Source organism: Chelatococcus sp. CO-6 (assembly GCF_001271345.1).
GTDB lineage: Bacteria > Pseudomonadota > Alphaproteobacteria > Rhizobiales > Beijerinckiaceae > Chelatococcus_A > Chelatococcus_A caeni.
Window position 1 is genome coordinate 2,932,746 of the sequence record NZ_CP012398.1, and the last position, 22,914, is coordinate 2,955,659.

Below are 22,914 nucleotides of genomic sequence, written 5' to 3' on the forward strand. Positions count from 1 at the left end.
AGGCGCCTTTCCGGCATCGGCTTGGGTGATCACTGCAGCGTCTCAGGGAAGGGCGATGCGCCCGCCGAGCGCCCGCACGCCGTCCTGCGCCATCTGGGCCGATCCCCCGGCCCGGGCGTCGGTGGCTTGCCGGTCCGGACGCGCCGGCTGGCGCAGGAGGTTGCCGATGCTCTCGATGACTTCGAACGAGCGCCGGGAGAGATTGCCGCCGCTCGACGGGGTGGCGCCGGCATCCTTGTTGTCGCCGGCCTGGGCGACGGCGCCGGCCCCGCCGTCGAGGCCGGGTAGCAGGCCGGTTTCGGCTTCGGAGCCCTGATGCGCGAAGGCCATCACTTCGCGCCAGGTCATCGCCGGCAGGGTGCCGCCGGTCATCCGGTTGGTCGAGGTGTAATCGTCGTTGCCGAACCATACGGCCGTGACGAGACGCCGCGAGTAGCCGACGAACCAGGCGTCGCGATAGGCGTTGGTCGTGCCGGTCTTGCCCGCGGCCTGCAGGCCCTCGATGATGGCGCGGCGGCCGGTGCCGGCCTCCACCACCTTGTTCAGCATGAAATTCATGTCCGCGACGACGGAGGTCGCCACCACCTGCTCGGCCGGCTTCGCATTGGCGTCGTGGCGCCAGATCGTCTCGCCGTGGTTGTTGCGCACGTCGAGCGCGACATAGGGCCGGGCGCGCCGCCCCCCGTTGGCGAGGACGGCATAGCCGGACGCCATGTCGAGGACCGTCACCTCGGCGGCGCCGATCGGCAGGGAGGTCGTATCCTTCAGCTCGGTCGTCAGCCCCATGGCCCGGCACATCTCGATGATCTTGGCGCGCCCGGCCTTGGCATTGCCCTTGCCGAGCGCCAGCGACATGCGCACCGGAATGGTATTGATCGAGCGCGCCAGGGCCGAGGTGAGCGGCATCGCCCCGGCATAGGAGCGGGTGTAGTTGTTGGGGCACCAGTTGCCGATGCACACCGGCGCGTCGACGACCGTGCTGTTCGGCTTGTAGAGCCCCGCGGCGAGCGCCGCGGTATAGACGAAGGGCTTGAAGGCGGACCCGGGCTGGCGAAGGGCATCCGTCGCCCGGTTGAACTGGCTCGTGCCGTAGTCGCGGCCGCCAACCATGGCGCGCGCCGCCCCGTCCGGGTCGAGCACGACGATGGCGCCCTGCTTCGCGCCATAGGTCTTGCCGTGCTGGCGCAGGCCGTTTTCGAGGGCTTCCTCCGCGCGCTTCTGGATGGCCGGGTCGAGCGGCGTCTTGACGGTGAGCACGCGTTCGGGGCCGAACAGGCCGTCGCGCGCCATCTTCTGCACCTCGCCGAAGGCCCAGTCGAGATAATAGTCGGGGCTGAGGTCGCGATGCCGGTCCACGGGCGTCGCCGGGTTGCGCCGCGCCGACAGCATCTGGCCTTCGGAGATGAAGCCGGCCTCGACCATGTTGGCGAGCACGTCGTTGGCGCGGGCGCGCGCCGCCGGCAGGTTGACGTGCGGTGCAAAGCGCGTCGGCGCCTTGAAGAGGCCGGCCAGCATCGCCGCCTCCGCGATGCTGATGTCCTTGACGTTCTTGCCGAAGTAGAACTCCGCCGCCGCCGCGACGCCGAAGGTGCCGCCGCCCATATAGGCCCGGTCGAGATAGAGCTTGAGGATCTCGTTCTTGGTGAGGCGCGTCTCGAGCCAGACGGCGAGGAAGGCTTCCTTGACCTTGCGCTCGATGGAGCGCTCGTTGTTGAGGAAGAGGTTCTTGGCGAGCTGCTGCGTGATGGACGAGCCGCCCTGCACCACGCCCGAGGCGCGGGCGTTCGCCGACAGGGCGCGCATGGTGCCGATGAAGTCGATGCCGAAATGGCTGTAGAAGCGCCGGTCCTCGGTCGCCAGCACCGCCTTGATCAGGTGGTCGGGCAATTCCTCGAGCTTGAGGGAATCGTCGTGCAGGATGCCCCGCTTGCCGACTTCGTTGCCGTAGCGATCGAGGAAGGTGACGGCCAGCTCCTGCTGCTTCAGCCAGTCCTCGCTCGTCTCGCGGAAGGCGGGCAGGGCGAGCGCCAGCATGACGACGCAACCGGCCGTGCCGATGTTCACGGCCTCGCTGGCGCCTTCGAACGCAAGACGCCAGCCGCCGCGCACGGCGAAACGGTCGAACAGGCTGGAAAAATTCACCCACGCCTCGCCCGCGCGCTGGCCGGCGGTGTAGAGGGAGGCATCGATCCACGAATCGACTGCGAGCGCGGCGCGCTTGATGCGCATCAGAAGCGTCGTCTCGCCGAAGAATGCCACGGTGGTCTACTCTTAAGTCCGGACGCGAATATAAGACGCCGATCCGGCGCCTCATTCTGCTGATAGCAGCACTTATCGTATTGCGCGACGGAGGCTAAAGCAAAAGGTGCATTCGCACATTCAGGACAACGAAAGGGGCGGCCAGAGGCCGGCCGGGCACGCATGAAGGACGACACGCCGTTCTGGCGCCTCAAGACGCTGGAGGAGATGACGGCCGGCGAATGGGAGAGCCTGTGCGACGGCTGCGGCCGCTGCTGCCTCGTCAAGCTGGAGGACGAGGACAGCGGCGACATCCTCTTCACCGACGTCGGCTGCACGCTGCTCGACGGCGAGAGCTGCCGGTGCCGCAATTACCCCGAGCGCCAGGGCATCGTCCCCGATTGCGTGCGCCTGACGCCGGACGTGGTGCGCACGCTCACCTGGCTGCCGCCGACCTGCGCCTATCGCCTGGTGCGCGAGGGAAGCGACCTCTACTGGTGGCATCCGCTCGTCTCGGGCGATCCGGAGACGGTGCACATGGCCGGCGTCTCCGTGCGCGGCCGCGTCTCGGCCAGCGAGGACGACGTCAGCCTCGACGACATCGTCGATTACATCGTGACCTGGCCGATGCGCGTGCCCAAGGCGGCCCGAAGGTCCGGGCCGCGCTAGCTGGGCTGGGGCTTCGCCGTCCGGGCTGGGCGCCTGGACAGGAAACGGGACGAAGAAAACCTTCGCGTCGCTCACCGGCCCTCGAGGCAATGCTGCCCGCTGCCGAAAAGCACGTTGAACGTCAGGCCGGATGCGAGCCCGGGGGCTCCTTGCCTACCCCGCCCATTCCGCATAGGCCTTCACCAGCCCTTCATACTGGTCCATTTCCGGGAAGGTCTCGAAGCTCTCCACGGCGCCCGTGTCCGCGAACGGCAGCTTCGCCGATGTGTAGGTTTCCATGAACGGCCGGAACCAGCTGGTATCGTCGAACAGCGTCGGCCGCACGTTGACGAACCAGTCCATGCCCTCCGGCTTCGTGAACATCCACGTCATGCAGTGGCCGCAGAAATAGTGGTGGACATCGGGCCCGTGCAGGCCGCCGATCACCGGATCGCCCTTCGTCACCGCGAAGCCGTCGGCGGGAATGATCGCCGTCAGCGAATAGGCCGAGGACGACATCTTCTGGCAGCCCCGGCAATGGCAGGCGCTGGTCGCGAGCGGCGGCTTCGTCACGCGGATTTCCACGCGCCCGCAGCGGCACGATCCTGAAAGCGGCAACGGAATCGGTTTCATGGCAATCTCCCGATGTGGGCGACCGGTATAGCCTATCGGGCAGCCTTGTGCCTCCGCCCCGCATGCCGCTTCATCGTATTTCTTCCGTCCCTGCAGAGGCATCAACGCCAGACGGCGATCTGCGCCTGGCCGTCGATCTCGGGAATGTCGGTGACCGCGAGGTCGGGGTTGACGCCATCGTCGCCCGGGAAGGGAGCCACCGCGTCGTTCGATGCCACCCGCGGGCTGCCGGAGCTGAGCACCGTGACCCGCGTGCCGATGGGGACGCGGCGGTGGAGGTCGATGATGTCCTGGTTGATGAGGCGGATGCAGCCGCTCGATACGGACTGGCCGATCGACCACGGCTCGTTGGTGCCGTGGATGCGGTAGAGCGTGTCGCGGTCCCCCTGGTACAGATAGAGCGCGCGGGCGCCGAGGGGGTTGTCCATGCCGCCGGGCATGCCGGCCGCCCATTCGGCGAGCTCCGGCTGACGGCGAATCATCGAGGCGGGCGGCGTCCAGGTGGGCCAGGCGGCCTTGCGGCGGATGGTGGCATTGCCGCTCCAGCCGAAGCCCTCGCGTCCCACGCCGACGCCGTAGCGCATGGCCTGTCCGCCCTCCATCACGAGGTAGAGGAAATGGCGGTAGGGATCGACGACGATCGTGCCGGCTTCCTGAGGGCCGGCGAAGGACACCACCTGGCGCAGGAAGGTGGGATTGATCTGCGTGAGGTCGACCGCCGGGACCGAGTAGGGCTCGGTGGTGATCTCGTCATACATGTCGAAGTACATCGGGTCGATGCTGGGCCCCTGCGCTACCGGGGGCGGAGCCGTCGTCGTGCAGGCGGCCAGCGCTGCCGGCGCGCCGATCAGGAACGAGCGGCGGCTGATGGAATGCATGTGATGTCACCTCGATCGTTGCTTTCGGTTCGTATCGAACGTGAAAATGCCGACAATGGGGCCGGGGTGCAGACCCAGCCGGAATGGTGAATGGCCCACGCCGCGCGAAAGTTCCAGGCCGTGGCGGGCCGGACCATGCCCCTGATCGCCTGCCGCGACATTGCACCGAACGCTGAAGACATTTGAACGCCGTGCATTGACCGAACCTTGCGAGGCGCCGGTCGCGCAAGCCCGAACCGTGCTGGATTCACCCGAACGTGAATGCGCGATCGCTTGTTAGGAATTTAATCATTGACGTGCGGGCGGTCATAGGATAGTGTTCATGCATGCTCCGGATCTGCGCCCGATGGGCCCCTCCGGTCGGTTCATTCCTTTCCCATCGCCGATGCCGCTTCGCTGCCCTCCGGGGTCAGTCGGAGCATCGTTGCGAACGAGGCAGAACCCGCATGACGACAGATGATGGTGACGCCGCCGGCCGGATGAGCGCCGGCAGAAGCCGCTGCGCCGGCGAGGCGAAGCGGCGCTCGACGCTCGTGGCACGCCTGTGGCGCGCTGCCGAGCGGCAGGTGCGCGAGATCGAGGCGCGGGCGAAGACGGTGCGCGGCGATGCCGCCGGGGCCGAGCGCGATGCCCGGGCGCTGGCGACGCTGGCCCGCACCCTGCGCGAACTGACGGAATTCTCCGCCGAGGCCGGCGGCAAGGCGGCCGGGCGGGAGGGAGACGAGGATGGCGGCGCATTCCGCGAGCTCGATGATTTCCGACGCGAGCTTGCGCGCAAGCTTGATCGACTGCGCGAGGAGCGGGGCGCTGCCGACCCTGCTCAGCCGTTGTGACGAGCCGCTGCTGCGCTGGATCGCGCATCACTGGCCCTTCTTCGCCCGGCCGGACCAGATGCCGCCGCCCGGCGAATGGACGGTCTGGCTGGTGCTCGGCGGGCGCGGCGCGGGCAAGACGCGCACGGGCGCCGAATGGGTGAGGGCGCAGGCCCTCGGCTGCGACGGGGCTCCCGTCTCGCCGATCGCCCTCGTCGGCGAGACGATGGCAGACGTCCGTGACGTCATGGTCGAGGGCGTCTCCGGCCTGCTCGCGGTGCATCCGCGCGACGAGCGGCCGCAATGGATCCCCACCCGCCGCCGGCTCGAATGGCCGAACGGAGCGGTGGCCATGGTCTTCTCGGCGGAGGATCCGGACGCGCTGCGCGGACCGCAGTTCGCCGCGGCCTGGGCAGACGAATTGTGCAAATGGCGCCATGCCGAGGAGACGTGGGACATGCTGCAGTTCGGCCTGCGCCTCGGGACACGCCCGCGCGAGGTCGTCACCACGACGCCCCGCGCCATGCCGCTCCTGAAGCGGCTGATGGGCGATGCGCGAACGGCGCTCTCCCGCGCGGCGACGCACGAAAACGCACTGAACCTTGCGCCTGCCTTCCTCGAGGCGGTGGTCGGCCGCTACGCCGGCACCCGCCTCGGACGGCAGGAGCTCGACGGTGAGCTCATCGAGGAGAGGGCCGACGCCCTCTGGTCGCGGGCCATGATCGAGGCCGCGCGCATCGACGAGACGCCGCCTCTGGAGCGGGTCGTCGTCGCCGTCGATCCGCCGGCCTCCTCCGGCCGGCGGGCCGACGCCTGCGGCATCGTTGCCGCCGGCTGCGATGGCGCGCGGACGATCTACGTGCTGGAGGATGCGACGCTGCCGCGCGCCAGGCCGCTCGCCTGGGCCGAAGCCGCCATCGCGGCCTATCACCGGCACGAGGCCGACGCCCTCGTCGTCGAGGTCAACCAGGGCGGCGAGATGGCCGCCGCCGTGCTGCGCGACGTCGATCCCACCGTTCCGGTCACCAGCGTCAGGGCAACGCGCGGCAAGTACCTGCGGGCCGAGCCCATCGCCGCCTTGTCGGCGCAGGGGCGGCTGAAATTCCGTGGCGCCTTTCCGGCGCTCGAGGACGAGATGACCGATTTCGGCCCGGGCGGCCTGACGAGCGGGCGCTCGCCCGACCGGCTCGACGCGATGGTCTGGGCGGCGACCGCCCTCATCGGCGCCAGCGGCTCGGGGCCGCGCGTGCGCCGCATCTGACTGCTACCCGACGAGAGACGACATGATGGCAGCCTGGATCGACCGCTGGACGCGGCGGCGCGCCCCCGCGCGCCTTGCCGACACCGTCCCGGAAACGAAAGCCTCGCGCGTTGCGCCCCTTCTCGCGATCTACGGCGTCGGCCGGCCGGTCTGGACGTCGCGCGAGTTCGAGGCGCTCGCCCGCGAGGGCTTTTCGCGCAATCCCGTCGTGCACCGCTGCGTGAAGCTGGTGGCGGAGGCCGCCGCCTCGGTGCCGTGGGTCCTGCACGACGGCGCCACGGAGCCCGAGCGGCACCCGCTGCTCGATCTCGTCCGGCGGCCGAACCCGCGCGAGGACGGCGGCTCGTTCCTGGAAAGCCTGTTCAGCCACCTGCTCGTCGCCGGCAATGCCTATGCGGAGGCGGTGTGCATCGGTGAGGCGCCGCGGGAGCTCTACGTGCTGCGGCCCGACCGCATGCGCGTCGTGCCCGGCGGCGACGGCTGGCCCGCGGCCTATGACTATACGGTGGGCGGACGCACGGTGCGCCTGGCGCGCCGCGAGGGCAGCCTCGTCGAACCCGTGCTGCACCTGCGCCTGTTCAATCCCGTCGACGACCACTACGGCCTTTCGCCGATGGAGGCGGCGGCCGGGGCCGTCGACATCCACAATGCCGCAAGCGCCTGGAACAAGGCGCTGCTCGACAATGCCGCCCGCCCCTCCGGTGCCCTCGTCTACAAGGGGCCGGACGGTGTCGGCCTCACCGACGCGCAGTTCGAGCGCCTGAAGGGCGAGCTCGAGCAGCAGTTCCAGGGGCGCGACAATGCCGGCCGGCCATTGCTGCTCGACGGCGGGCTCGACTGGCGGCCGCTGTCGCTGTCGCCCAAGGACATGGATTTCGTGGAGGCCAAGGCGGCGGCAGCACGGGAGATCGCGCTCGCCTTCGGTGTGCCGCCGATGCTGCTCGGCCTGCCCGGCGACAACACCTACGCGAATTTCGCCGAGGCCAACCGCTCCTTCTGGCGCCAGACGGTCATCCCGCTCGCCCAGCGCGCGGCGGCGAGCGTCGCGCACTGGCTCGCCCCCGCCTTCGGCGGCGAACTGCGCTTCGAGATCGACCTCGACCGCATCGACGCCCTGGCGGGCGAGCGCGAGGCCCTGTGGCGGCGCATCTCCTCCGCCGATTTCCTGAGCGAGGACGAGAAGCGCGAGGCCGTCGGCTACGGGCGGCGCGAGCGCCTTCCCCAGAACGAATGAGGCCTGCGATGGACGCCGTGACGGACAGCATCATCGCGCGCGGCGACCTCGCCCACCTGGCGCTGTTCCTGTGGGCGAGCGGCGCCTCCGCCATGCTCGCCATCGCGCTGCGCGAGCTCGCGGCGGCGAACCGGCGCTTCGACCATTTCGTGCGCGAGCTCGCGCGCTTCAACAGACGCTATTCGGGAGACGATCCATGAGCCGCAAGCGATCGAACGGCCCGGCGCGCCCGCGCGCCGAGCCGCGGGTGACGGCCCGCGCCGGGGAGGTGCGCTTCAAGGAAACGGTCGCCGGCTTCGTCCGCACGCTGGAGCGGCTCGACGGCGAGCGGCGCCGCGGCGCGGCGCCTCCCGCTCGACCGGGGCCGGTCGCGTGAGCGCCCGCGCGGTCATGCCGGGCCCCTCCCGGGCGGATGACGATCCTCTGGTCTTCGAGGGCTATGCGAGCCGCTTCGGCGTGCCGGATCTCGGCCGGGACGTCGTCGAGCGCGGCGCCTTCGCGGCGAGCCTCGCCCGCCGTGGTGCCGGCGGCATCCGCATGCTCTTCCAGCACGATGCCGCCCAGCCCGTCGGCACCTGGCTGTCCCTGCGCGAGGACGCGCACGGCCTGTTCGTGCGCGGACGGCTCAATGCCGGTGTCGCCCGCGCCCGCGAGATCGCGAGCCTGATCGCCGAGGGCGGCCTCGACGGCCTCTCCATCGGCTTCCGCACACGGCGGGCCGTCAACGATGCGGCAGGCCGGGTGCGCCGCATCCTCGAGCTCGACCTGTGGGAGATCTCGCTCGTCACCTTCCCCATGCAGCCGGGGGCGCGGGTCATCGCGCGTCCCGCCCACCACAAGGCCGCGGCGCAGGGCGCCGATGCCGGCGGCCTCGCGCGCCTCATCCGGGACGCTGCGCGCCGCATCAATCCAAGCGAAAGGACCCTTGCATGAACGACGCTCCGGAGACGAAGGCGCTCGGCACCGATGTCGGCGCGGCCTTCGAGGATTTCTCGCGTGCCTTCGAGGCTTTCAAGGAGACCAACGATCAGCGCCTCGGCGCGCTGGAAACCCGGCGCCCGGTCGACGTCCTCGTCGAGGAGAAGCTCGCCCGTATCGATGCGGCGCTCGACGAGGCCAGGAGCCGGCTCGACCGGCTGGCCCTCGATGCGCGCCGGCCGCCGCTCGGCGGCGCGAGCGAGCCGGCGGCGCCGCTGGTCGGCGAGCACAAGAGCGCCTTCGACGCCTATGTCCGCACCGGCGAGGCCGGCGGCCTCAAGGCACTGGAGGAAAAGGCGCTCAGCGCCGGGTCGGGCCCCGACGGCGGCTACCTGGTGCCGGCGCAGGTGGAAAGCGAGGTGCTGCGCCGCCTCGCCGCCGTCTCCCCCATCCGCGCCATCGCCTCGGTGCGCGTGATCTCGACCGGCACCTACAAGCGCGCCGTTGCCACGGCGGGGCCGGCCACCGGCTGGGTGGGCGAAGAGGCGCCCCGGCCGCAGACGAACGGCCCGACGCTCGCCGAGCAGTCCTTCCCGGCCATGGAGCTCTACGCCATGCCGGCCGCGACGCAGACGCTGCTCGACGATGCGGTGGTCGACATCGACGCCTGGCTCGCCGAGGAGGTGGAGACGGCCTTCGCCGAGCAGGAGGGAGCGGCCTTCGTCAACGGCGACGGCATCAACAAGCCCAAGGGCTTCCTCGCCTACGACCGCGTCGCCAACCAGAGCTGGAGCTGGGGCCATATCGGCACCATCGCGACCGGGGTTGCCGGCGCCTTTTGGGAGGAGGCTCCGGCCGACGTGCTCATCGACCTCGTCCACGCGCTCAAGGCGGGCTACCGCCAGAACGCCTCCTTCGTGCTCAACCGCAAGACGCAGAGCGTCATCCGCAAGATGAAGGACGAGGAGGGCCGGTATCTCTGGCAGCCGCCGGCCGGTGCAGGCCAGCAGGCGTCGCTCATGTCCTTCCCCGTCGTCGAGGCCGAGGACATGCCGGACATCGCGGCCGATGCCGCGGCGGTCGCCTTCGGCGACTTCCGGCGCGGCTACCTCGTCGTCGACCGTGCCGGCGTGCGCGTACTGCGCGATCCCTATTCCGCCAAGCCTTACGTGCTCTTCTACACGACGAAGCGCGTCGGCGGCGGCGTGCAGGATTTCGACGCCATCAAGCTGCTGACCTTCTCCGCGTAGGCGGGCGTCACTCGGCCCAGTTGGCCTCGCGTCCCCAGCGCCTGAGCGTGCCGTCGATGAAGGCGCGCTCGGGCGCGACCAGCGTGCCCTGCGTCATCAGCCCGCAACGGTCGCGGCCCTCGCCGCGGGCAAAGCCCGTCACGGCGACGACGAGGCCGGCGGCATCGGCGATGGGACCGCCGGAATCGCCGTCGCAGGCACCGCCGCGGCGCTTCGGCCCGTTGGCGAGCCAGACGAGGATCCGTCCCGGCCCGTAGGGCTCGACGACGGACATATCGAGCGCGCGGAAGGTGCCGGTGCTGCGGTGGTCGCCCTCGGCGGCGACGCCCCAGCCGCCGAGCGTCATCGGGGCGCCCTCGCGTGGCGCCGCCGCGCGCGACAGGGTCGCCGCCGCGAACGTGGGCGGCAGCGGCTCCGGCAGGCGCACGAGGGCGAGATCGACCGATTGCCGCCGGGCCTTGATGGCGTCACGGTCGTAGCGCGGGTGGATGATGACCTCCCGCGGCACAATCAGCACCGGCTCGCCGGCCCCGTCGCGGAAGTGCACGCGATAGGCGTCCGCCCCCGTCACGCAATGGGCCGCGGTCAGCACCGCATCGGGCGCGAGCACGATGCCGCTGCACACGCCGCCGCGCGCGTTCAGCACCATGACGCTCGCCTCAGCGAGTGGCCCCGCATCCTCCCGCCCGCCGATGACGGCTTCGGCCGGCATCCGTGCGGAGGCCAGAAGGCCGGCGAACACGCAGGTCATCCAGGCGAGCCGCCGGGCGGCGTGGGGCAGGAGCCGTTTCACGAGCAGTCCTTTCGTTGGCTGCGCCAGCCTTAGCGGCGGCTCCGGCCGGCGCAAGGGGGTGCGCACAGTTTCGAGGCTTTCATGACACCCATTCTGCTGGAGCCGCCGGCCGAGGAGCCGGTGCCGCTCGACGAGGCAAAGGCCTTCCTGCGCCTCGACGACACGGCTGAGGACGGGCTTCTCGCGGCGCTCGTCACCTCGGCGCGGCTGACGGTCGAGGCCGTGAGCGGGCTCGCGCTCGTCTCCCAGACCTGGCGCTTCGTGCTCGGTGCCTGGCCCGGGACCGGCGTGCTGCGCCTGCCGATGGCCCCGGTCGATGCCGTGCTGGCCGTGCACGGTCGCGACGCGATCGGTGCCCCGCTCGCCTTGCCGGACGGCATCGTTGCGCCTGCCGCCACCGTCGAGCGCGACGCCCTTCTTTTCGGTCGGCTCGCAGCTTCGCCCGCCGCCTTCGAGGTCGATGTGCGGCTCGGCTACGGCGGCGCCGACGACGTGCCCGGGCCGCTGCGCCAGGCCGTGCGCCTGCTGACCGCGCACTGGTTCGAGAACCGGGGCGATGCGCCGATGGCGGGCAAGCCGCCCTTGCCGCCGGATGTCGTCGCCCTTCTCGCCCCCTGGCGCCGGATGAGGCTGTGACATGGCCGACCTTCCCCTCGGCCGCCTGCGCCACCGTGCGGCGCTGCTGCGGCCGCACGAGACGCCGGACGGCACCGGCGGCGTCGTTCGCGCCTTCGAGCCGGCCGGTCATCTGTGGTGCTCGCTCGACGGCGTGACGGCGGGCAGTGATGAGCGAGAGCACGCCGACCGGCGCGATCTCGCTGCCCGCTTCCGGGCCGAGATGCGCTGGCGCGACGATGTCGACGGCACCTGCCGTTTCGCCATCGGCGGGCGGTCCTTCGCCGTGCTGTCGGCCGTCGACCCCGACGGACACCGGCGCCGGCTCGTATGCACGCTGCAGGAGGTGACGCCGTGAAGCCGTCCCACATCGCGCTGCGCGAGACGATCGTCTCGCGCCTCACTGGCGACGCCGACCTCGTCGCCCGCCTCGGCGGAGCGCGCATCTTCGACGAGACGCCGCGGGGGCTCGACGGCCTCTACTGCGTCATCGGCCCGTGGAAGGCGCGCGACTGGTCGACCGGCACCGATCGAGGCGAGGAGCACGACATCACGCTCACCGTCTGGGCTCGTGCCGGCGGCGCCCGCAGCGCCCTCGAAAGCGCCGGGCGCATCGACGCGCTGCTCAGCGAAGCGTCGCTGCCGCTCGACGGCCACCGGCTCGTGAACCTGCGCACCGTCGAGACCGAGGCGCGCCGCGACGAGCGCGCCGACCGCTCGCGCGTGACGCTGCGCCTCAGGGCGGTGACGGAGCGCCTGCCGGCGCCGTGACGCCGGTGCCATCGACCAATCGGAGACGACACGACATGGGTGCCCAGAAAGGCAAGGACCTGCTGCTGAAGCTCGACATCGGCGGCACTTTCGTCACGGTCGCGGGCCTCAGGGCCCGGCAGATCGCCTTCAACGCCGAGACGGTTGACGTCACGCATGCGGAATCGGCCGGCCGCTGGCGCGAATTGCTCGCCGGCGCCGGCGTGCGCCGGGCCGGCATCAGCGGCTCCGGCATCTTCAAGGACGAGGTGTCCGACGCCTATGTCCGCGAGCTGTTCTTCGACGACGACATCCGCCCCTGGCAGGTCGTGGTGCCGGATTTCGGCACGATCGAGGGGCCTTTCCAGGTCACCGCGCTCGAATACCGCGGCGACCACGCCGGCGAGGTCACCTTCGAGCTCGCGCTCGAATCCGCCGGCGCGCTCGCCTTCTCAACCCTGTGAGGCGGCCATGGCCAATCTGAGACGCGGCGAAATCACGGCCGAGATCGGCGGTGAGACCTTCGTGCTGTGCCTGACGCTCGGGGCGCTGGCCGAGCTGGAGGACGCCTTCGGGGTCGAGGATCTCGCCGGGCTCGGCGAGCGCTTCGCGCGCGGGCGCCTGTCGGCCGGCGACATGATCCGCCTCATCAGCGCCGCCATCCGCGGCGGTGGCCGGGCGATGAGCGACCGGGAGGTCGCGGCTCTGCCGATCGGGCAGGGGCTCGAGAACCTCGCTGCCATCATCGCCCGGCTGCTCGCCGTCACCTTCGGCCCCGGGGAGGCCTCGCCGCCAAACCCTTGACCGCCGCAGGGCGCCCTGAAGCCACGGCCGCCTCGCCCTTTCCGTGGGACGAGGTGCAGGCCTTCGGCTTCGGCGCTCTGCGGCTCGGTCCGGACGCCTTCTGGCGCCTGACGCCACGCGAGATCGCGGCGACGGCGCGTGCCCTCGGCCTCGGCCGCAGCGCCACACCGGCGCGTCGGGATCTCGCCGCGCTGATGCGCGCCTTTCCCGACACGGCCGCCTCAACGGGAGCCATAACGCCATGACGAGTGATCCGCAGGACCTGCGCGTCGACCTCGACGAATTGCGCGAGGCCAACCGGCTGGCGACGAGCTTCGGCGCGGCGCTCGTCAAGGCCTTCTCGTCGAGCGTCGTCGAGGGCCGGCGCTTCGAGGACGTGCTGCGCAGCATCGGCCAGCGCCTCATCGACATTGCCCTCAAAGCCGCCACGAAACCGCTGGAAAGCGCGCTGGGCAGCGGCCTCGAATCCCTGTTCTCGGGCCTGTCGAGCGCCTTGCCCTTTGCCAAGGGCGGCGTGATCTCGCGCGGTCTCGTGCAGCCCTTCGCCCAGGGCGGCGTCGTCGCCGCACCGACCTATTTCCCGCTCGCCGGCGGGCTCGGCCTCATGGGCGAGCGCGGCGCCGAGGCGATCATGCCGCTGGCGCGCGGACCGGACGGCCGGCTCGGCGTGCGCGCCGCCGGTTCGCAGGGCGGACCCGTGGCGCAGGTCACCGTCAACATCAGCACCAACGATGCCGAGAGCTTCCGGCGCTCGGAAGCGCAGGTGTCCGCGGCGCTCGCCCGTGCCGTCGCGCGCGGCCAGCGTGCGCTGTGAGGGAGAGGCGATGAGCTCGTTCCACGAAGTCAGGTTCCCCGTCGACATCTCGCTCGCGAGCAGCGGCGGCCCGGAGCGGCGCACCGACATCGTCCTCCTCGGTTCCGGGCGCGAGAGCCGCAATGCGCGCTGGCACCACGCGCGCCGGCGCTACGAGGCCGGCTACGGCATCAAGACGCTCGACGCCTTGGCGGCGGCCGTGGCCTTCTTCGAGGAGCGGCGCGGCCGGCTCTACGGCTTCCGCTGGCGCGACCGGCTCGACTTCAAGTCGTGCCTGCCGTCGCAGGAGCCTGCGCCGACCGACCAGGCGATCGGGACCGGGGACGGGGAGAGGGCGAGCTTCCAGCTCGTCAAGCAATACGGCGGCGCCCATGCGCCCTATGTGCGCCCCATCACCAAGCCCGTCGACGGCAGCGTCCGCATTGCCGTCGACGGACAGGAACTGACGGCCGGCCTCGATTTCACCTGCAACGCAGTGACCGGCCTCGTCACCTTCGCCGAGGGGCGCATTCCCGCGCCGGATACGGCCGTGACGGCCGGCTATCTGTTCGACGTTCCGGTCCGCTTCGATACCGACCGGCTCGAGGTGGATTTCGCCGCCTTCTCCGCCGGCGCCATCCCGCAGCTGCCGGTGATCGAGATCGTCCCCTGATAGCGTCTTTAAGGACATTGCCATGCGCGATATCGATCCCGCGTTCGCCGAGCATCTTGCGGCGAGCGCGACGACGCTCTGCCATTGCTGGAAGCTGCTGCGCCGCGACGGGGCCGTCTTCGGCTTCACGGATCACGACCGCGATCTCGCCTTCGCCGGTGTCACCTTTACGGCGCGCAGCGGGCTCGAGCCGTCCGAGGTCTCGGCAGAGCTCGGCTTCGCCGTCGCGACGAGCGAGGTTGCCGGCGCGCTGAGTGCGGTGGCGCTGACCGAGGCCGATATCGTCGGCGGGCTCTATGACGACGCCACCGTCGAGACCTGGCTCGTCAACTGGGCCGATCCGGAGGGGCAGCGCCTCCTCGTCGACGTCGCCTCGATCGGCGAGATCAAGCGCACCGACCATGCCTTTCTCGCCGAACTGCGCGGCATCATGCATCGCCTCGATCAGCCCCAGGGGCGGCTCTATTCGCTCGCCTGCGCCGCCGATCTCGGCGATGTCCGCTGCGGCGTCGACCTGACCCTGCCGGCCTTCCGGGCCGAAGGCGCCGTAACGGCGACGGACGGGCGCCTCGTGGTGCAGGCGCGCGACCTCGGCGACCATGCCGACGGCTGGTTCACCGGCGGGCGGCTGACCTGGACGGGCGGCGCCAACGCCGGTGCCGCCGTGGAGGTCAAGCACCATCGCCGTGACCAAGGGGTGCATCTCCTGACGCTCTGGCACGCGGCGCCGGCGACCATCGGCGAGGGCGACGCCTTCACTGTCACGGCGGGCTGCGACAAGCGCCATGCCACCTGCCGGGACCGCTTCTCCAACACCGTCAACTTCCGGGGTTTCCCCCACATGCCGGGCAACGACTTCGTCGTCACCTATCCGCGCGAGGGCGAGGGGCATGACGGCGGGAGCTTCTTTCGATGAGCGGGGGCGTCGCCCGGGCCGCCATCGTCGCCGCGGCGCGCGGCTGGATCGGCACGCCCTACCGCCACCAGGCATCGCTCAAGGGCATCGGCTGCGATTGCCTCGGCCTCGTGCGCGGCGTGTGGCGCGAGGTGGTGGGGCGGGAGCCCGAGGCGGTGCCGCCCTATGCGCCCGACTGGGCCGAGGCCGGCCTGCGCGAGATGATGGCGGAGGCTGGCGAGCGCCATTTCATCCGCATCGCCCCCGCGGATGCCGGCGCCGGCGATGTCCTCCTCTTCCGCTGGCGCGCGCATCTGCCGGCCAAGCATGCGGCCATCATGACGGATGCTGCGGGCATGGTGCATGCCCATGACGGCGCCACCGTCGCCGAGGTGCCGTTGAGCGGCTGGTGGCGGCGCCACCTCGCCTTCGCCTTCCGTTTTCCCGGAGTGACAGACTGATGGCCACCATCGTCCTGCAGGTTGCCGGCGCCGCCCTGGGCGGGCTCGTCGGCGGGCCCGTCGGCGCCATCGTCGGACGGGCGCTCGGCGGCCTCGCCGGGGCCGCCATCGACGGCGCGCTCCTCTCGCGCACCGGAGGCGGCACGCGGCGTGTCGTCGAAGGGCCGCGCCTTCAGGACGTCGACGGCATCACCTCGACGGAAGGCGCGCCCATTCCCCGCGTCTACGGCCGGGCCCGCGTCGGCGGGCAGCTCATCTGGGCGACGCGCCTGAAGGAGGAGGCCGTCACCACCGTGACGCGCACCCCTTCGTCCGGCGGCAAGGGCTCGCCCCCGAAGACGACGACGATCGAGACGACCTACAGCTACTACGCCAACATCGCCATCGGCCTGTGCGAGGGGCCCATCGCCTACATCCGCCGCGCCTGGGCGGACGGCAAGGAGATCGACCTCACGCGCGTCAACATGCGCGTCCACCGCGGCAGCGAGAGCCAGACGCCCGATCCGCTCATCATCGCCAAGGAAGGCGCGGCGAACGCGCCCGCCTACCGCGGCCTCGCCTATGTCGTCTTCGACCACCTGCCGCTCGCGGCCTACGGCAACCGCATTCCGCAATTCTCCTTCGAGGTGGTGCGGCCGGTCGAGGGGCTCGGCAGCGCCATCCGGGCGGTCAACCTCATCCCGGGGGCGAGCGAGTTCGGCTACATGCCCGGCCATGTCACGCAGGTGCTCGGCTTCGGCGCCTCGCGCTCGGAGAACCGCCACCAGCTGATGAACAGCGTGGATGTCGTCGCCTCGCTCGACATGCTGATGGCGCTGTGCCCCAACCTCGAGCGCGTCGCGCTCGTCGTCAGCTGGTTCGGCGACGACCTGCGCGTCGGCTCCTGCACCATTGCGCCGCGCGTCGAGACGGCGGCCAAGGCGACCGAGGACGGGCGCGGCCAGCTCCCGTGGCGGGTCTCGTCCCTCACGCGCGAGACGGCGCGCCTCGTCAGCCAGGTGAACGGGCGGCCGGCCTATGGCGGCACGCCGTCGGACGACAGCGTGATCGCGCTCATCCGGCACCTCAAGGCGCGCGGCCTCGAGGTCGTGCTCTATCCGTTCATCATGATGGACGTGCCGGCCGGCAACGGCCTGCCCGATCCCTGGACGGGCGCCGCCGGGCAACCGGCCTATCCCTGGCGCGGGCGCCTCACTTGCCACCCGGCCCCGGGCCGGCCGGGATCGCCGGACGGCGGCCCCGCCGTCGCGGCACAGGTTCAGGCCTTCTTCGGCCATGCCCAGCCGCAGCATTTCACCCGTTCGGGAGACGTCATCTCCTACCAGGGGCCGCCGCAGTGGTCCCTGCGCCGGCAGATCCTGCATTATGCCCATCTCGCGGTGGCGGCGGGCGGCGTCCACGGCTTCGTCATCGGCTCGGAGCTCGTGAGCCTGACGCGGCTGCGCGCCGCCTCGGGCCACTATCCGGCGACATCCGCGCTGATCGCATTGGCCGAAGCGGCGCGCGCGGTCGTCGGCCCGGGCACCGCCATCACCTATGCGGCCGACTGGACGGAATACGGCGCCCATGTGCGCGACGACGGCAGGGAGGTGCGCTTCCCGCTCGATCCGCTCTGGGCCTCGCCCGCCATCGACGCGGTGGGCATCGATTTTTACCCGCCGCTGAGCGACTGGCGCGACGGCACCGACCATGCCGATGCGGGAGAGGCGCGTGCCATCTATGACCGCGACTACCTGCGCGGCCGGCTCACCGCCGGCGAGGCCTACGACTGGTATTACGCGAGCGAGGCGGATCGCATCTCCCAGCGCCGCAGCCCCATCACGGACGGCGCCTACGGCAAGCCGTGGCTGTTCCGGCGGAAGGATCTGGCCGGCTGGTGGGCGAATGAACACGTCGAGCGTGTCAACGGCGTCGAGACCGGCCGCACCGCCTGGCAGCCGGGCGCCAAGCCCGTCTGGCTGACGGAGCTCGGCGTCCCCGCCGTCGACAAGGGCACCAATGCGCCGAACGTCTTTCCCGATCCGAAGTCCATCGACGGCGGGCGCCCGCCGTTCTCCTCGGGCGGGCGCGACGACCTCATCCAGGTCCGCGGGGTCGAGGCGATGCTCGCCGTCTATGGCGCGCCGGGAGAGGCCAATCCGCTCTCGCCGGTCTATGGCGGCACCATGGTCGCGCCCGGCCATGCCTTCGTCTGGGCCTGGGACGCGCGGCCTTTCCCCGCCTTTCCCGAACTCACCGGCGTCTGGTCCGACGGGCACAACTGGCAGACCGGCCATTGGCTGACGGGACGGCTGGAGAGCGTGCCGCTCGACCGGCTCGTCGCTGCCGTTTTGCGCGACTTCTCCGTCGACCTGCCGCAGCGGCTCGACATCGACGGCATGGTCGACGGCTATGTCGTCGACCGGACGATGGCGGTCCGGCAGGTGCTGGAGCCGCTGGCGCAGGCCTTCGGCTTCGATGCGCTGGCGAGCGGCGGAGTGCTGCGTTTCGCCATGCATGCGCGCCGCGTCGCGGCGACCCTCGGCGAGGACGATCTCGTGCCGGACGAGAATGGCGCCCTCATCGCCCTGCGCCGCCAGCAGGAGACGGAGCTGCCGCGCGAGGTGCGCATCGGCTACAGCGACAGCGAGCGCGACTTCCGCCGCGCCGCCGCCCGGTCCCGGCGGCTCGCGGGGGAAAGTGAGCGCGCGGCGAGCGCGGACCTTGCGCTGGTCACGCGCGCCAGCGAAGCGGGGCGCCTCGCCGAAATCTGGCTGCAGGACCTGTGGGTGGGGCGCGAGAGCGCGGAGTTCTCGCTCTCGCCGCGGCTCGCCGGCCTCGAAGTCGGTGATATCGTCGCCCTGCCGACGGCGCCGGCGCCGCGCAGCTACCAGATCACCCAGCTCACCGATGGCACGGCCCGGCGCGCGGCGGCCCGCAGGCTGGAGCCTTCCGTCTTCTCCTTGCCGGCCGTTTTCCAGCCCTTGCCGGGAAAACCGCCGCCGGTGCTGCCCGGCCGACCGCATGTGGTGGTGCTCGACCTGCCGGCCGCCATGCAGGACCCGCCGGTTCTGCAATATCTCGCCGCGATCGCCGATCCCTGGCCGGGGCAGGTGGCCGTCTGGCGGTCGAACGACGGAGCGAGCTTTGCCCCGCTCGCCGCGGCGGATCTTCCCGCCGTCATCGGCGAGACGCTCGACCCGTTGCCGCCGGGGCCGGTCTGGCGCTGGGACCGGCAGAACCGGCTGACCATGCGGCTCGGCGGCGGCGTCCTCACCAGCGTCGGCGAAGGCGCGGCCCTGTCCGGTGCGAACCTCATGGCCGTGCGCGGCCCGGACGGCGCTTGGGAGATCATCGCCGCGGCCGATGTCGAGCTCATCGATGCCGACGTCTACCGCGTCGGCCGTCTCCTGCGCGGGCTCGCCGGCTCGGATGCCCTGGCCGCACGGCTCGTGCCCGCCGGCGCGACCGTCGTGCTCCTCGATCGCGCCCTCGTGCCGCTGACGAGCCGGCTCGATGACATCGGCCGCTTTGCCTATTTCCGCGCCGGCCCGGCGACGCTCGACCACGGCGACCCCGCCTATGCCGCCTTCGGCACGGGGGCGACCGATCTCGCGCTGCGGCCCTTCGCGCCGGTGCATCTGAAGGCGCGGCGCATGGCCGAGGGCATCGAGATCTCCTTCATCCGGCGCACGCGCACCAACGGCGACGGGTGGGAACTCGTCGAGGTGCCGCTCGGCGAGGATGTCGAGGCCTACGAGATCGACCTGTTCCGGGATGGCGAGCCCGTGCGCCGCCTGCACGCGGCCGAGCAGCGCGTCCTCTACGCGGCGGAGCAGGAGCTGGAGGATTTCGGCGGCTCCCAGCTCCGCCTCGACATCGCCGTCACGCAGCTCAGCGCCATCGTCGGCCGCGGCTTTGCCCGGCGCGGCGAGATCGAGGTGCGCTGAGCTTTCCCGGTCCGCTCTTTGCGAGATACGCCCATGGCCATCGCGAGTTTCGACGAAGCCCTCGAGGCCGTCCTCGGCTTCGAGGGCGGTTATGTCAACCATCCGCTCGATCCCGGCGGCGCCACCAAGTTCGGCATCACGCGGGCGACGCTGAAGCGTGCGCGCGGCCGCGATGTCGCCATTGCCGAGGTGATGGCGCTGACCCGGCACGAGGCAGCGGTGATCTACCGCGAGCACTACTGGCACGCCGTGCGCGCCGACGAACTGCCCGCCGGCGTCGATCTCGCCGTCTTCGATACCGCCGTCAACTCGGGCCCCGCCCGCGCCAGCCGCCTGCTCCAGCAGGCGGCGGGCGTCACGGTCGACGGTCGCATCGGGCCGGTGACGCTCGCGGCGGTCGAGGCGCAGGCGCCGCATCTTCTCATCGAGCGCTACTGCGCGGCACGCCTTGGCTTCCTGGAGCGGCTGCGCCGTTTCCACGTCTTCGGCCGCGGCTGGCGCCGGCGGGTGGAGCGCGTCGAGGAGCGGGCGAAGCGGCTTGCGACACACGCGACCGCCGGATCCGGCATGGCCCCCGGTGATTCAGCAGGGAAGGGAAAAAACATGTCCGACACGAAGTCGATCTTCACGAGCCGTACGGTGTGGGCCAATGCCGTGGGCATGGCTGCGGTCCTTCTGTCGCTCTTCGGCGTCAGGACGGATGGCGTCGATACAGGTGCGCTGACCGACGCGCTTCTTCAGGTCGTCGCCGGCGTCAGTTTCGTCGTGTCCACCGTGTTCCGCGTGATAGCCACCAATCGCCTGCAGCGATGAGGCGGATGCGGCGCTGCCGGTCCGCTGGCCGTGCCGCCATGCATTCAGGGAATGTTCAGGCCTTGGCCGCCATATTTCGGCGCCATGTGGGGAGCTAGGACCATCTTTGCCGCGATCGCGCTTCTTGCCGGCCTCGCCTCGTTCGAAGCGGCGGCCCAGGGGGCGTGCCTTTCGCCGGATGAGACGCGCGCCGCCGTGGCCCAGGGAGGCGTGGTCGCGCCGCAGCAGGCCGTGTCAGCTGCGCGCGATGCCGCTTCGGGCGGCGAGGTGGTCCGGGCGGAGCTCTGCCGGCAGGGTGGGGGCTATGTCTACCGCATCTCGGTTCTGCGCCGCGACGGCCGCGTCATGCGCATCGTCGTCGACGGCGGCAGCGGCAGGGTTCTCGAAGGGCGCTGAGCGCCGGCGGGCTTTTGGACGGGAGGGCGCGCGTGCGGCTCTTGGTTGTCGAGGACGATAGGGACATCAACCGGCAGCTCGCCGATGCGCTCGTGCAGGCGGGCTATGCGGTCGACCGGGCCTATGACGGCGAGGAGGGGCTCTTTCTCGGCGAGACGGAGCCCTATGACGCCATCATCCTTGACATGGGCCTGCCGAAGCTCGACGGCCAGTCGGTACTGACGAAATGGCGGCGGGCCGGTCGCGACATGCCCGTTCTGATCCTGACCGCCCGCGACCGCTGGAGCGACAAGGTCCAGGGCTTCGATGCCGGCGCCGACGATTACGTGACGAAGCCCTTCCACATGGAGGAGGTGCTCGCCCGCGTCCGGGCTCTCCTGCGCCGCGCCGCGGGCCATTCCTCGAGCGAGATCGTCTGCGGGCCCGTGTGCCTCGACACGCGGGCGAGCCGGGTGACGGTCGACGGCGAACTCGTCAAGCTGACCTCGCACGAATATCGCCTTCTCGCCTATCTCATGCACCACACGGGGCGCGTCGTCTCGCGCACCGAGCTGGTCGAACATCTCTACGACCAGGATTTCGACCGTGATTCCAACACGATCGAGGTCTTCATCGGCCGCCTCAGGCGCAAGCTCGGCGTCGACGTCATCCAGACGGTGCGGGGGCTCGGCTACCGGCTCGAGCCGCCCGCGGAGTAGTGGCCCCCGTGTCGGCAGGCTTCTTCGAACGCCGCTCCATCGCCGCGCGCCTGCTGATCTTCGGTGCGCTGTGGACGGTGCTCGTCCTGCTCCTCGGCGGCCTGGCGCTGTCGCAGGTCTACCGCCGCACCAGCGAGCGCGCCTTCGACGAGCGGCTGCAGGTCTATCTCACCGACATCGTCGCCGACCTCGCCGGACCCGAGCCGCTCGACGACAAGGCGCTCGGCACGCTCGGCGAGCCGCGCTTCGACCTGCCGCTCTCCGGCTGGTACTGGCAGGTGACGCGCGTCGATCCGGAGGGCAAGGGGGAGATGCGCGCCTCCAAGTCCCTTTTCGGCAGCAGGCTGCCGCCGCTCGCCGAACTCGGGGCCCCTGCGCGCGAGGGCGGTGCCCGCGAGGCCTATTACGACGGCGTGGACGGACGCCGGCTGCGGGCGGTCGAGCGCGTCATCGATCTCGGCGAGGGCGAGCGCTACCTCGTCGCGGTGGCGGCGCCGGCCGATGCCATCGAGGCCGATATCCGCAACTTCGAATTCGTCGTGGCCGCGACCTTTCTCACCCTCGCGCTCGTGCTCGGGCTCACGACGCTGCTCCAGGTGCGCTACGGCCTGCGCCCGCTCGTGCGGCTGCGCCGTGCCGTCGGCGCCGTCCGCCTCGGCGAGGCCGAGCGCATCGCGGGCACCTTCCCGCACGACATCGCGCCGCTTGCGGGGGAGCTCAATCTCCTCATCGACAGCAACCGCGAGATCCTGGAGCGGGCGCGCACCCAGGTGGGCAACCTCGCCCACGCCCTGAAGACGCCGCTCAGCGTCATCCTCAACGAGGCCGACGTCCGGGACGACGCGCTCGCCGCCAAGGTGCGCGAGCAGGCCCTCGTGATGCGCGACCAGGTCAATTACTACCTCGAGCGTGCCCGTGCGGCGGCGCTCGCCGGCACGCTCGGCACGGTGACGGAAGTCGAGCCGGCGGTTGCCGGCCTCGTGCGGGCATTGGAGCGCATCTACGAACGGCGCGGCCTGTCTCTCGCGCTCGACGTCGAGCCGGGCCTGCGCTTCCGCGGCGAGCGGCAGGACCTCGAGGACATGGTCGGCAATCTTGCCGACAACGCCTGCAAATGGGCGGCCGGACGGGTCCGGATCGGTGCGAGCGCGGTACCGGACAGCGAGCCGCCGGTGATGCTGATCGTCGTCGACGACGACGGCCCGGGCCTCGGCGAGGCCGAGCGGCAGGCCGCCGTGCAGCGCGGCCGCCGGCTCGACGAGAGCAAGCCGGGGTCCGGCCTCGGCCTTGCCATCGTCAGCGAGCTGGCGGGGCTCTACGGCGGTGCGCTGGAGCTGGGCGTGGCGCCGGAGGGCGGCCTGCGCGCCAGCCTGCGGCTCCCGCGCGTTTGAGGCCGATCAATGCCGCGCCAGCCGCGTGACC

General features: G+C 71.1%; 27 protein-coding genes. 23 read left to right on the forward strand and 4 right to left on the reverse strand.

Going from position 1 to position 22,914, the window contains the following annotated elements:
• Window positions 1-42: 42 nt before the first annotated feature.
• Window positions 43-2,229, reverse strand: a complete 2,187-nt coding sequence (locus AL346_RS13830; RefSeq protein ID WP_040403433.1) for a transglycosylase domain-containing protein — start codon at window positions 2,227-2,229, stop codon at window positions 43-45.
• Window positions 2,230-2,421: 192 nt separating this feature from the next.
• On the opposite strand from AL346_RS13830, the gene AL346_RS13835 reads away from it, so the two are divergent.
• On the forward strand, window positions 2,422-2,907 hold the full coding sequence (locus tag AL346_RS13835; RefSeq protein WP_019400426.1) for a YcgN family cysteine cluster protein: 486 nt from the start codon (window positions 2,422-2,424) through the stop codon (window positions 2,905-2,907).
• Between the two features lie 153 nt (window positions 2,908-3,060).
• Here the strand turns inward: AL346_RS13835 and AL346_RS13840 are convergent, their stop codons facing one another.
• The gene (locus tag AL346_RS13840; protein WP_026014818.1) at window positions 3,061-3,519 is read right to left on the reverse strand and encodes a GFA family protein; all 459 of its coding nucleotides are present in this window, start codon (window positions 3,517-3,519) and stop codon (window positions 3,061-3,063) included.
• A gap of 101 nt (window positions 3,520-3,620) precedes the next feature.
• Window positions 3,621-4,397 (reverse strand): L,D-transpeptidase, encoded by a 777-nt coding sequence (locus AL346_RS13845; RefSeq protein ID WP_019400424.1) that lies wholly within the window; start codon window positions 4,395-4,397, stop codon window positions 3,621-3,623.
• A 446-nt stretch (window positions 4,398-4,843) separates the two neighbouring features.
• On the opposite strand from AL346_RS13845, the gene AL346_RS13850 reads away from it, so the two are divergent.
• From AL346_RS13850 to AL346_RS13880, 7 genes are read left to right on the forward strand one after another with little or no spacing between them, the layout of a single operon-like run.
• Window positions 4,844-5,230: a hypothetical protein gene (locus AL346_RS13850; protein ID WP_083861181.1), complete on the forward strand. Its 387-nt coding sequence runs from the start codon at window positions 4,844-4,846 to the stop codon at window positions 5,228-5,230.
• Window positions 5,148-6,470, forward strand: a complete 1,323-nt coding sequence (locus tag AL346_RS13855; RefSeq protein ID WP_053193783.1) for a DNA-packaging protein — start codon at window positions 5,148-5,150, stop codon at window positions 6,468-6,470. Before AL346_RS13850 ends, AL346_RS13855 begins: the two co-directional genes overlap by 83 nt.
• A gap of 22 nt (window positions 6,471-6,492) precedes the next feature.
• On the forward strand, window positions 6,493-7,704 hold the full coding sequence (locus AL346_RS13860) for a phage portal protein (protein WP_019400420.1): 1,212 nt from the start codon (window positions 6,493-6,495) through the stop codon (window positions 7,702-7,704).
• Window positions 7,705-7,712: 8 nt separating this feature from the next.
• Window positions 7,713-7,904 (forward strand): hypothetical protein, encoded by a 192-nt coding sequence (locus tag AL346_RS13865; RefSeq protein ID WP_019400419.1) that lies wholly within the window; start codon window positions 7,713-7,715, stop codon window positions 7,902-7,904.
• Window positions 7,901-8,080 (forward strand): hypothetical protein, encoded by a 180-nt coding sequence (locus tag AL346_RS13870; RefSeq protein WP_019400418.1) that lies wholly within the window; start codon window positions 7,901-7,903, stop codon window positions 8,078-8,080. The genes AL346_RS13865 and AL346_RS13870 overlap by 4 nt, the downstream gene beginning before the upstream one ends.
• Window positions 8,081-8,094: 14 nt before the next feature.
• The gene (locus AL346_RS13875) at window positions 8,095-8,637 is read left to right on the forward strand and encodes an HK97 family phage prohead protease (protein ID WP_019400417.1); all 543 of its coding nucleotides are present in this window, start codon (window positions 8,095-8,097) and stop codon (window positions 8,635-8,637) included.
• Window positions 8,634-9,872, forward strand: coding sequence for a phage major capsid protein (locus tag AL346_RS13880; protein WP_019400416.1), 1,239 nt, complete (start codon window positions 8,634-8,636; stop codon window positions 9,870-9,872). Before AL346_RS13875 ends, AL346_RS13880 begins: the two co-directional genes overlap by 4 nt.
• A gap of 7 nt (window positions 9,873-9,879) precedes the next feature.
• On the opposite strand, the gene AL346_RS13885 is transcribed toward AL346_RS13880, so the two are convergent.
• Window positions 9,880-10,665, reverse strand: coding sequence for a trypsin-like serine protease (locus AL346_RS13885; protein WP_082312518.1), 786 nt, complete (start codon window positions 10,663-10,665; stop codon window positions 9,880-9,882).
• Between the two features lie 81 nt (window positions 10,666-10,746).
• Between AL346_RS13885 and AL346_RS13890 the strand changes: the two genes are divergently transcribed.
• The 15 genes from AL346_RS13890 (at window position 10,747) to AL346_RS13960 (ending at window position 22,883) form a co-directional block, all read left to right on the forward strand.
• On the forward strand, window positions 10,747-11,301 hold the full coding sequence (locus tag AL346_RS13890) for a hypothetical protein (protein ID WP_019400414.1): 555 nt from the start codon (window positions 10,747-10,749) through the stop codon (window positions 11,299-11,301).
• A 1-nt stretch (window position 11,302) separates the two neighbouring features.
• Window positions 11,303-11,638: a phage head closure protein gene (locus AL346_RS13895; protein ID WP_053193788.1), complete on the forward strand. Its 336-nt coding sequence runs from the start codon at window positions 11,303-11,305 to the stop codon at window positions 11,636-11,638.
• Window positions 11,635-12,051: a DUF3168 domain-containing protein gene (locus tag AL346_RS13900; protein ID WP_019401024.1), complete on the forward strand. Its 417-nt coding sequence runs from the start codon at window positions 11,635-11,637 to the stop codon at window positions 12,049-12,051. The genes AL346_RS13895 and AL346_RS13900 overlap by 4 nt, the downstream gene beginning before the upstream one ends.
• Before the next feature lie 35 nt (window positions 12,052-12,086).
• Complete coding sequence (locus AL346_RS13905) at window positions 12,087-12,494, forward strand: phage major tail protein, TP901-1 family (protein ID WP_019401025.1); 408 nt, start codon at window positions 12,087-12,089, stop codon at window positions 12,492-12,494.
• A 7-nt stretch (window positions 12,495-12,501) separates the two neighbouring features.
• Window positions 12,502-12,834 (forward strand): gene transfer agent family protein, encoded by a 333-nt coding sequence (locus tag AL346_RS13910; protein ID WP_019401026.1) that lies wholly within the window; start codon window positions 12,502-12,504, stop codon window positions 12,832-12,834.
• Window positions 12,831-13,079 carry a rcc01693 family protein gene (locus tag AL346_RS13915; protein ID WP_019401027.1) on the forward strand — a complete coding sequence of 83 codons (249 nt, stop codon included), beginning with the start codon at window positions 12,831-12,833 and terminating at the stop codon, window positions 13,077-13,079. Before AL346_RS13910 ends, AL346_RS13915 begins: the two co-directional genes overlap by 4 nt.
• Entirely contained in the window at window positions 13,076-13,648 is a 573-nt protein-coding gene (locus AL346_RS13920) for a phage tail tape measure protein (RefSeq protein ID WP_019401028.1), read from the forward strand. Before AL346_RS13915 ends, AL346_RS13920 begins: the two co-directional genes overlap by 4 nt.
• Window positions 13,649-13,658: 10 nt before the next feature.
• Window positions 13,659-14,300 (forward strand): DUF2460 domain-containing protein, encoded by a 642-nt coding sequence (locus AL346_RS13925; RefSeq protein WP_019401029.1) that lies wholly within the window; start codon window positions 13,659-13,661, stop codon window positions 14,298-14,300.
• A gap of 22 nt (window positions 14,301-14,322) precedes the next feature.
• The gene (locus AL346_RS13930; RefSeq protein ID WP_019401030.1) at window positions 14,323-15,216 is read left to right on the forward strand and encodes a DUF2163 domain-containing protein; all 894 of its coding nucleotides are present in this window, start codon (window positions 14,323-14,325) and stop codon (window positions 15,214-15,216) included.
• The gene (locus AL346_RS13935) at window positions 15,213-15,656 is read left to right on the forward strand and encodes an NlpC/P60 family protein (protein WP_019401031.1); all 444 of its coding nucleotides are present in this window, start codon (window positions 15,213-15,215) and stop codon (window positions 15,654-15,656) included. The genes AL346_RS13930 and AL346_RS13935 overlap by 4 nt, the downstream gene beginning before the upstream one ends.
• Complete coding sequence (locus tag AL346_RS13940) at window positions 15,656-19,585, forward strand: glycoside hydrolase/phage tail family protein (RefSeq protein ID WP_053193791.1); 3,930 nt, start codon at window positions 15,656-15,658, stop codon at window positions 19,583-19,585. The genes AL346_RS13935 and AL346_RS13940 overlap by 1 nt, the downstream gene beginning before the upstream one ends.
• A gap of 33 nt (window positions 19,586-19,618) precedes the next feature.
• A complete protein-coding gene (locus AL346_RS13945; protein ID WP_019401375.1) occupies window positions 19,619-20,398 on the forward strand; it encodes a glycoside hydrolase family 108 protein in 780 nt (259 codons plus the stop codon).
• A gap of 84 nt (window positions 20,399-20,482) precedes the next feature.
• Entirely contained in the window at window positions 20,483-20,794 is a 312-nt protein-coding gene (locus AL346_RS13950; RefSeq protein WP_019401374.1) for a PepSY domain-containing protein, read from the forward strand.
• 32 nt (window positions 20,795-20,826) lie between these two features.
• On the forward strand, window positions 20,827-21,492 hold the full coding sequence (locus AL346_RS13955) for a response regulator transcription factor (protein ID WP_019401373.1): 666 nt from the start codon (window positions 20,827-20,829) through the stop codon (window positions 21,490-21,492).
• Window positions 21,492-22,883: an ATP-binding protein gene (locus tag AL346_RS13960; protein WP_019401372.1), complete on the forward strand. Its 1,392-nt coding sequence runs from the start codon at window positions 21,492-21,494 to the stop codon at window positions 22,881-22,883. Before AL346_RS13955 ends, AL346_RS13960 begins: the two co-directional genes overlap by 1 nt.
• The last annotated feature ends 31 nt before the right edge of the window (window positions 22,884-22,914 follow it).

Coding starts and splice junctions, on each gene's coding strand:
- AL346_RS13950 (WP_019401374.1), top strand. CDS start 20,483: ATGTGGGGAGCTAGGACCATCTTTGCCGCGATCGCGCTTCTTGCCGGC.
- AL346_RS13850 (WP_083861181.1), top strand. CDS start 4,844: ATGACGACAGATGATGGTGACGCCGCCGGCCGGATGAGCGCCGGCAGA.
- AL346_RS13855 (WP_053193783.1), top strand. CDS start 5,148: ATGATTTCCGACGCGAGCTTGCGCGCAAGCTTGATCGACTGCGCGAGG.
- AL346_RS13860 (WP_019400420.1), top strand. CDS start 6,493: ATGATGGCAGCCTGGATCGACCGCTGGACGCGGCGGCGCGCCCCCGCG.
- AL346_RS13865 (WP_019400419.1), top strand. CDS start 7,713: ATGGACGCCGTGACGGACAGCATCATCGCGCGCGGCGACCTCGCCCAC.
- AL346_RS13920 (WP_019401028.1), top strand. CDS start 13,076: ATGACGAGTGATCCGCAGGACCTGCGCGTCGACCTCGACGAATTGCGC.
- AL346_RS13870 (WP_019400418.1), top strand. CDS start 7,901: ATGAGCCGCAAGCGATCGAACGGCCCGGCGCGCCCGCGCGCCGAGCCG.
- AL346_RS13875 (WP_019400417.1), top strand. CDS start 8,095: ATGCCGGGCCCCTCCCGGGCGGATGACGATCCTCTGGTCTTCGAGGGC.
- AL346_RS13895 (WP_053193788.1), top strand. CDS start 11,303: ATGGCCGACCTTCCCCTCGGCCGCCTGCGCCACCGTGCGGCGCTGCTG.
- AL346_RS13940 (WP_053193791.1), top strand. CDS start 15,656: ATGGCCACCATCGTCCTGCAGGTTGCCGGCGCCGCCCTGGGCGGGCTC.
- AL346_RS13930 (WP_019401030.1), top strand. CDS start 14,323: ATGCGCGATATCGATCCCGCGTTCGCCGAGCATCTTGCGGCGAGCGCG.
- AL346_RS13925 (WP_019401029.1), top strand. CDS start 13,659: ATGAGCTCGTTCCACGAAGTCAGGTTCCCCGTCGACATCTCGCTCGCG.
- AL346_RS13945 (WP_019401375.1), top strand. CDS start 19,619: ATGGCCATCGCGAGTTTCGACGAAGCCCTCGAGGCCGTCCTCGGCTTC.
- AL346_RS13830 (WP_040403433.1), bottom strand. CDS start 2,229: ATGCGCATCAAGCGCGCCGCGCTCGCAGTCGATTCGTGGATCGATGCC.
- AL346_RS13890 (WP_019400414.1), top strand. CDS start 10,747: ATGACACCCATTCTGCTGGAGCCGCCGGCCGAGGAGCCGGTGCCGCTC.
- AL346_RS13935 (WP_019401031.1), top strand. CDS start 15,213: ATGAGCGGGGGCGTCGCCCGGGCCGCCATCGTCGCCGCGGCGCGCGGC.
- AL346_RS13835 (WP_019400426.1), top strand. CDS start 2,422: ATGAAGGACGACACGCCGTTCTGGCGCCTCAAGACGCTGGAGGAGATG.
- AL346_RS13880 (WP_019400416.1), top strand. CDS start 8,634: ATGAACGACGCTCCGGAGACGAAGGCGCTCGGCACCGATGTCGGCGCG.
- AL346_RS13910 (WP_019401026.1), top strand. CDS start 12,502: ATGGCCAATCTGAGACGCGGCGAAATCACGGCCGAGATCGGCGGTGAG.
- AL346_RS13840 (WP_026014818.1), bottom strand. CDS start 3,519: ATGAAACCGATTCCGTTGCCGCTTTCAGGATCGTGCCGCTGCGGGCGC.
- AL346_RS13905 (WP_019401025.1), top strand. CDS start 12,087: ATGGGTGCCCAGAAAGGCAAGGACCTGCTGCTGAAGCTCGACATCGGC.
- AL346_RS13845 (WP_019400424.1), bottom strand. CDS start 4,397: ATGCATTCCATCAGCCGCCGCTCGTTCCTGATCGGCGCGCCGGCAGCG.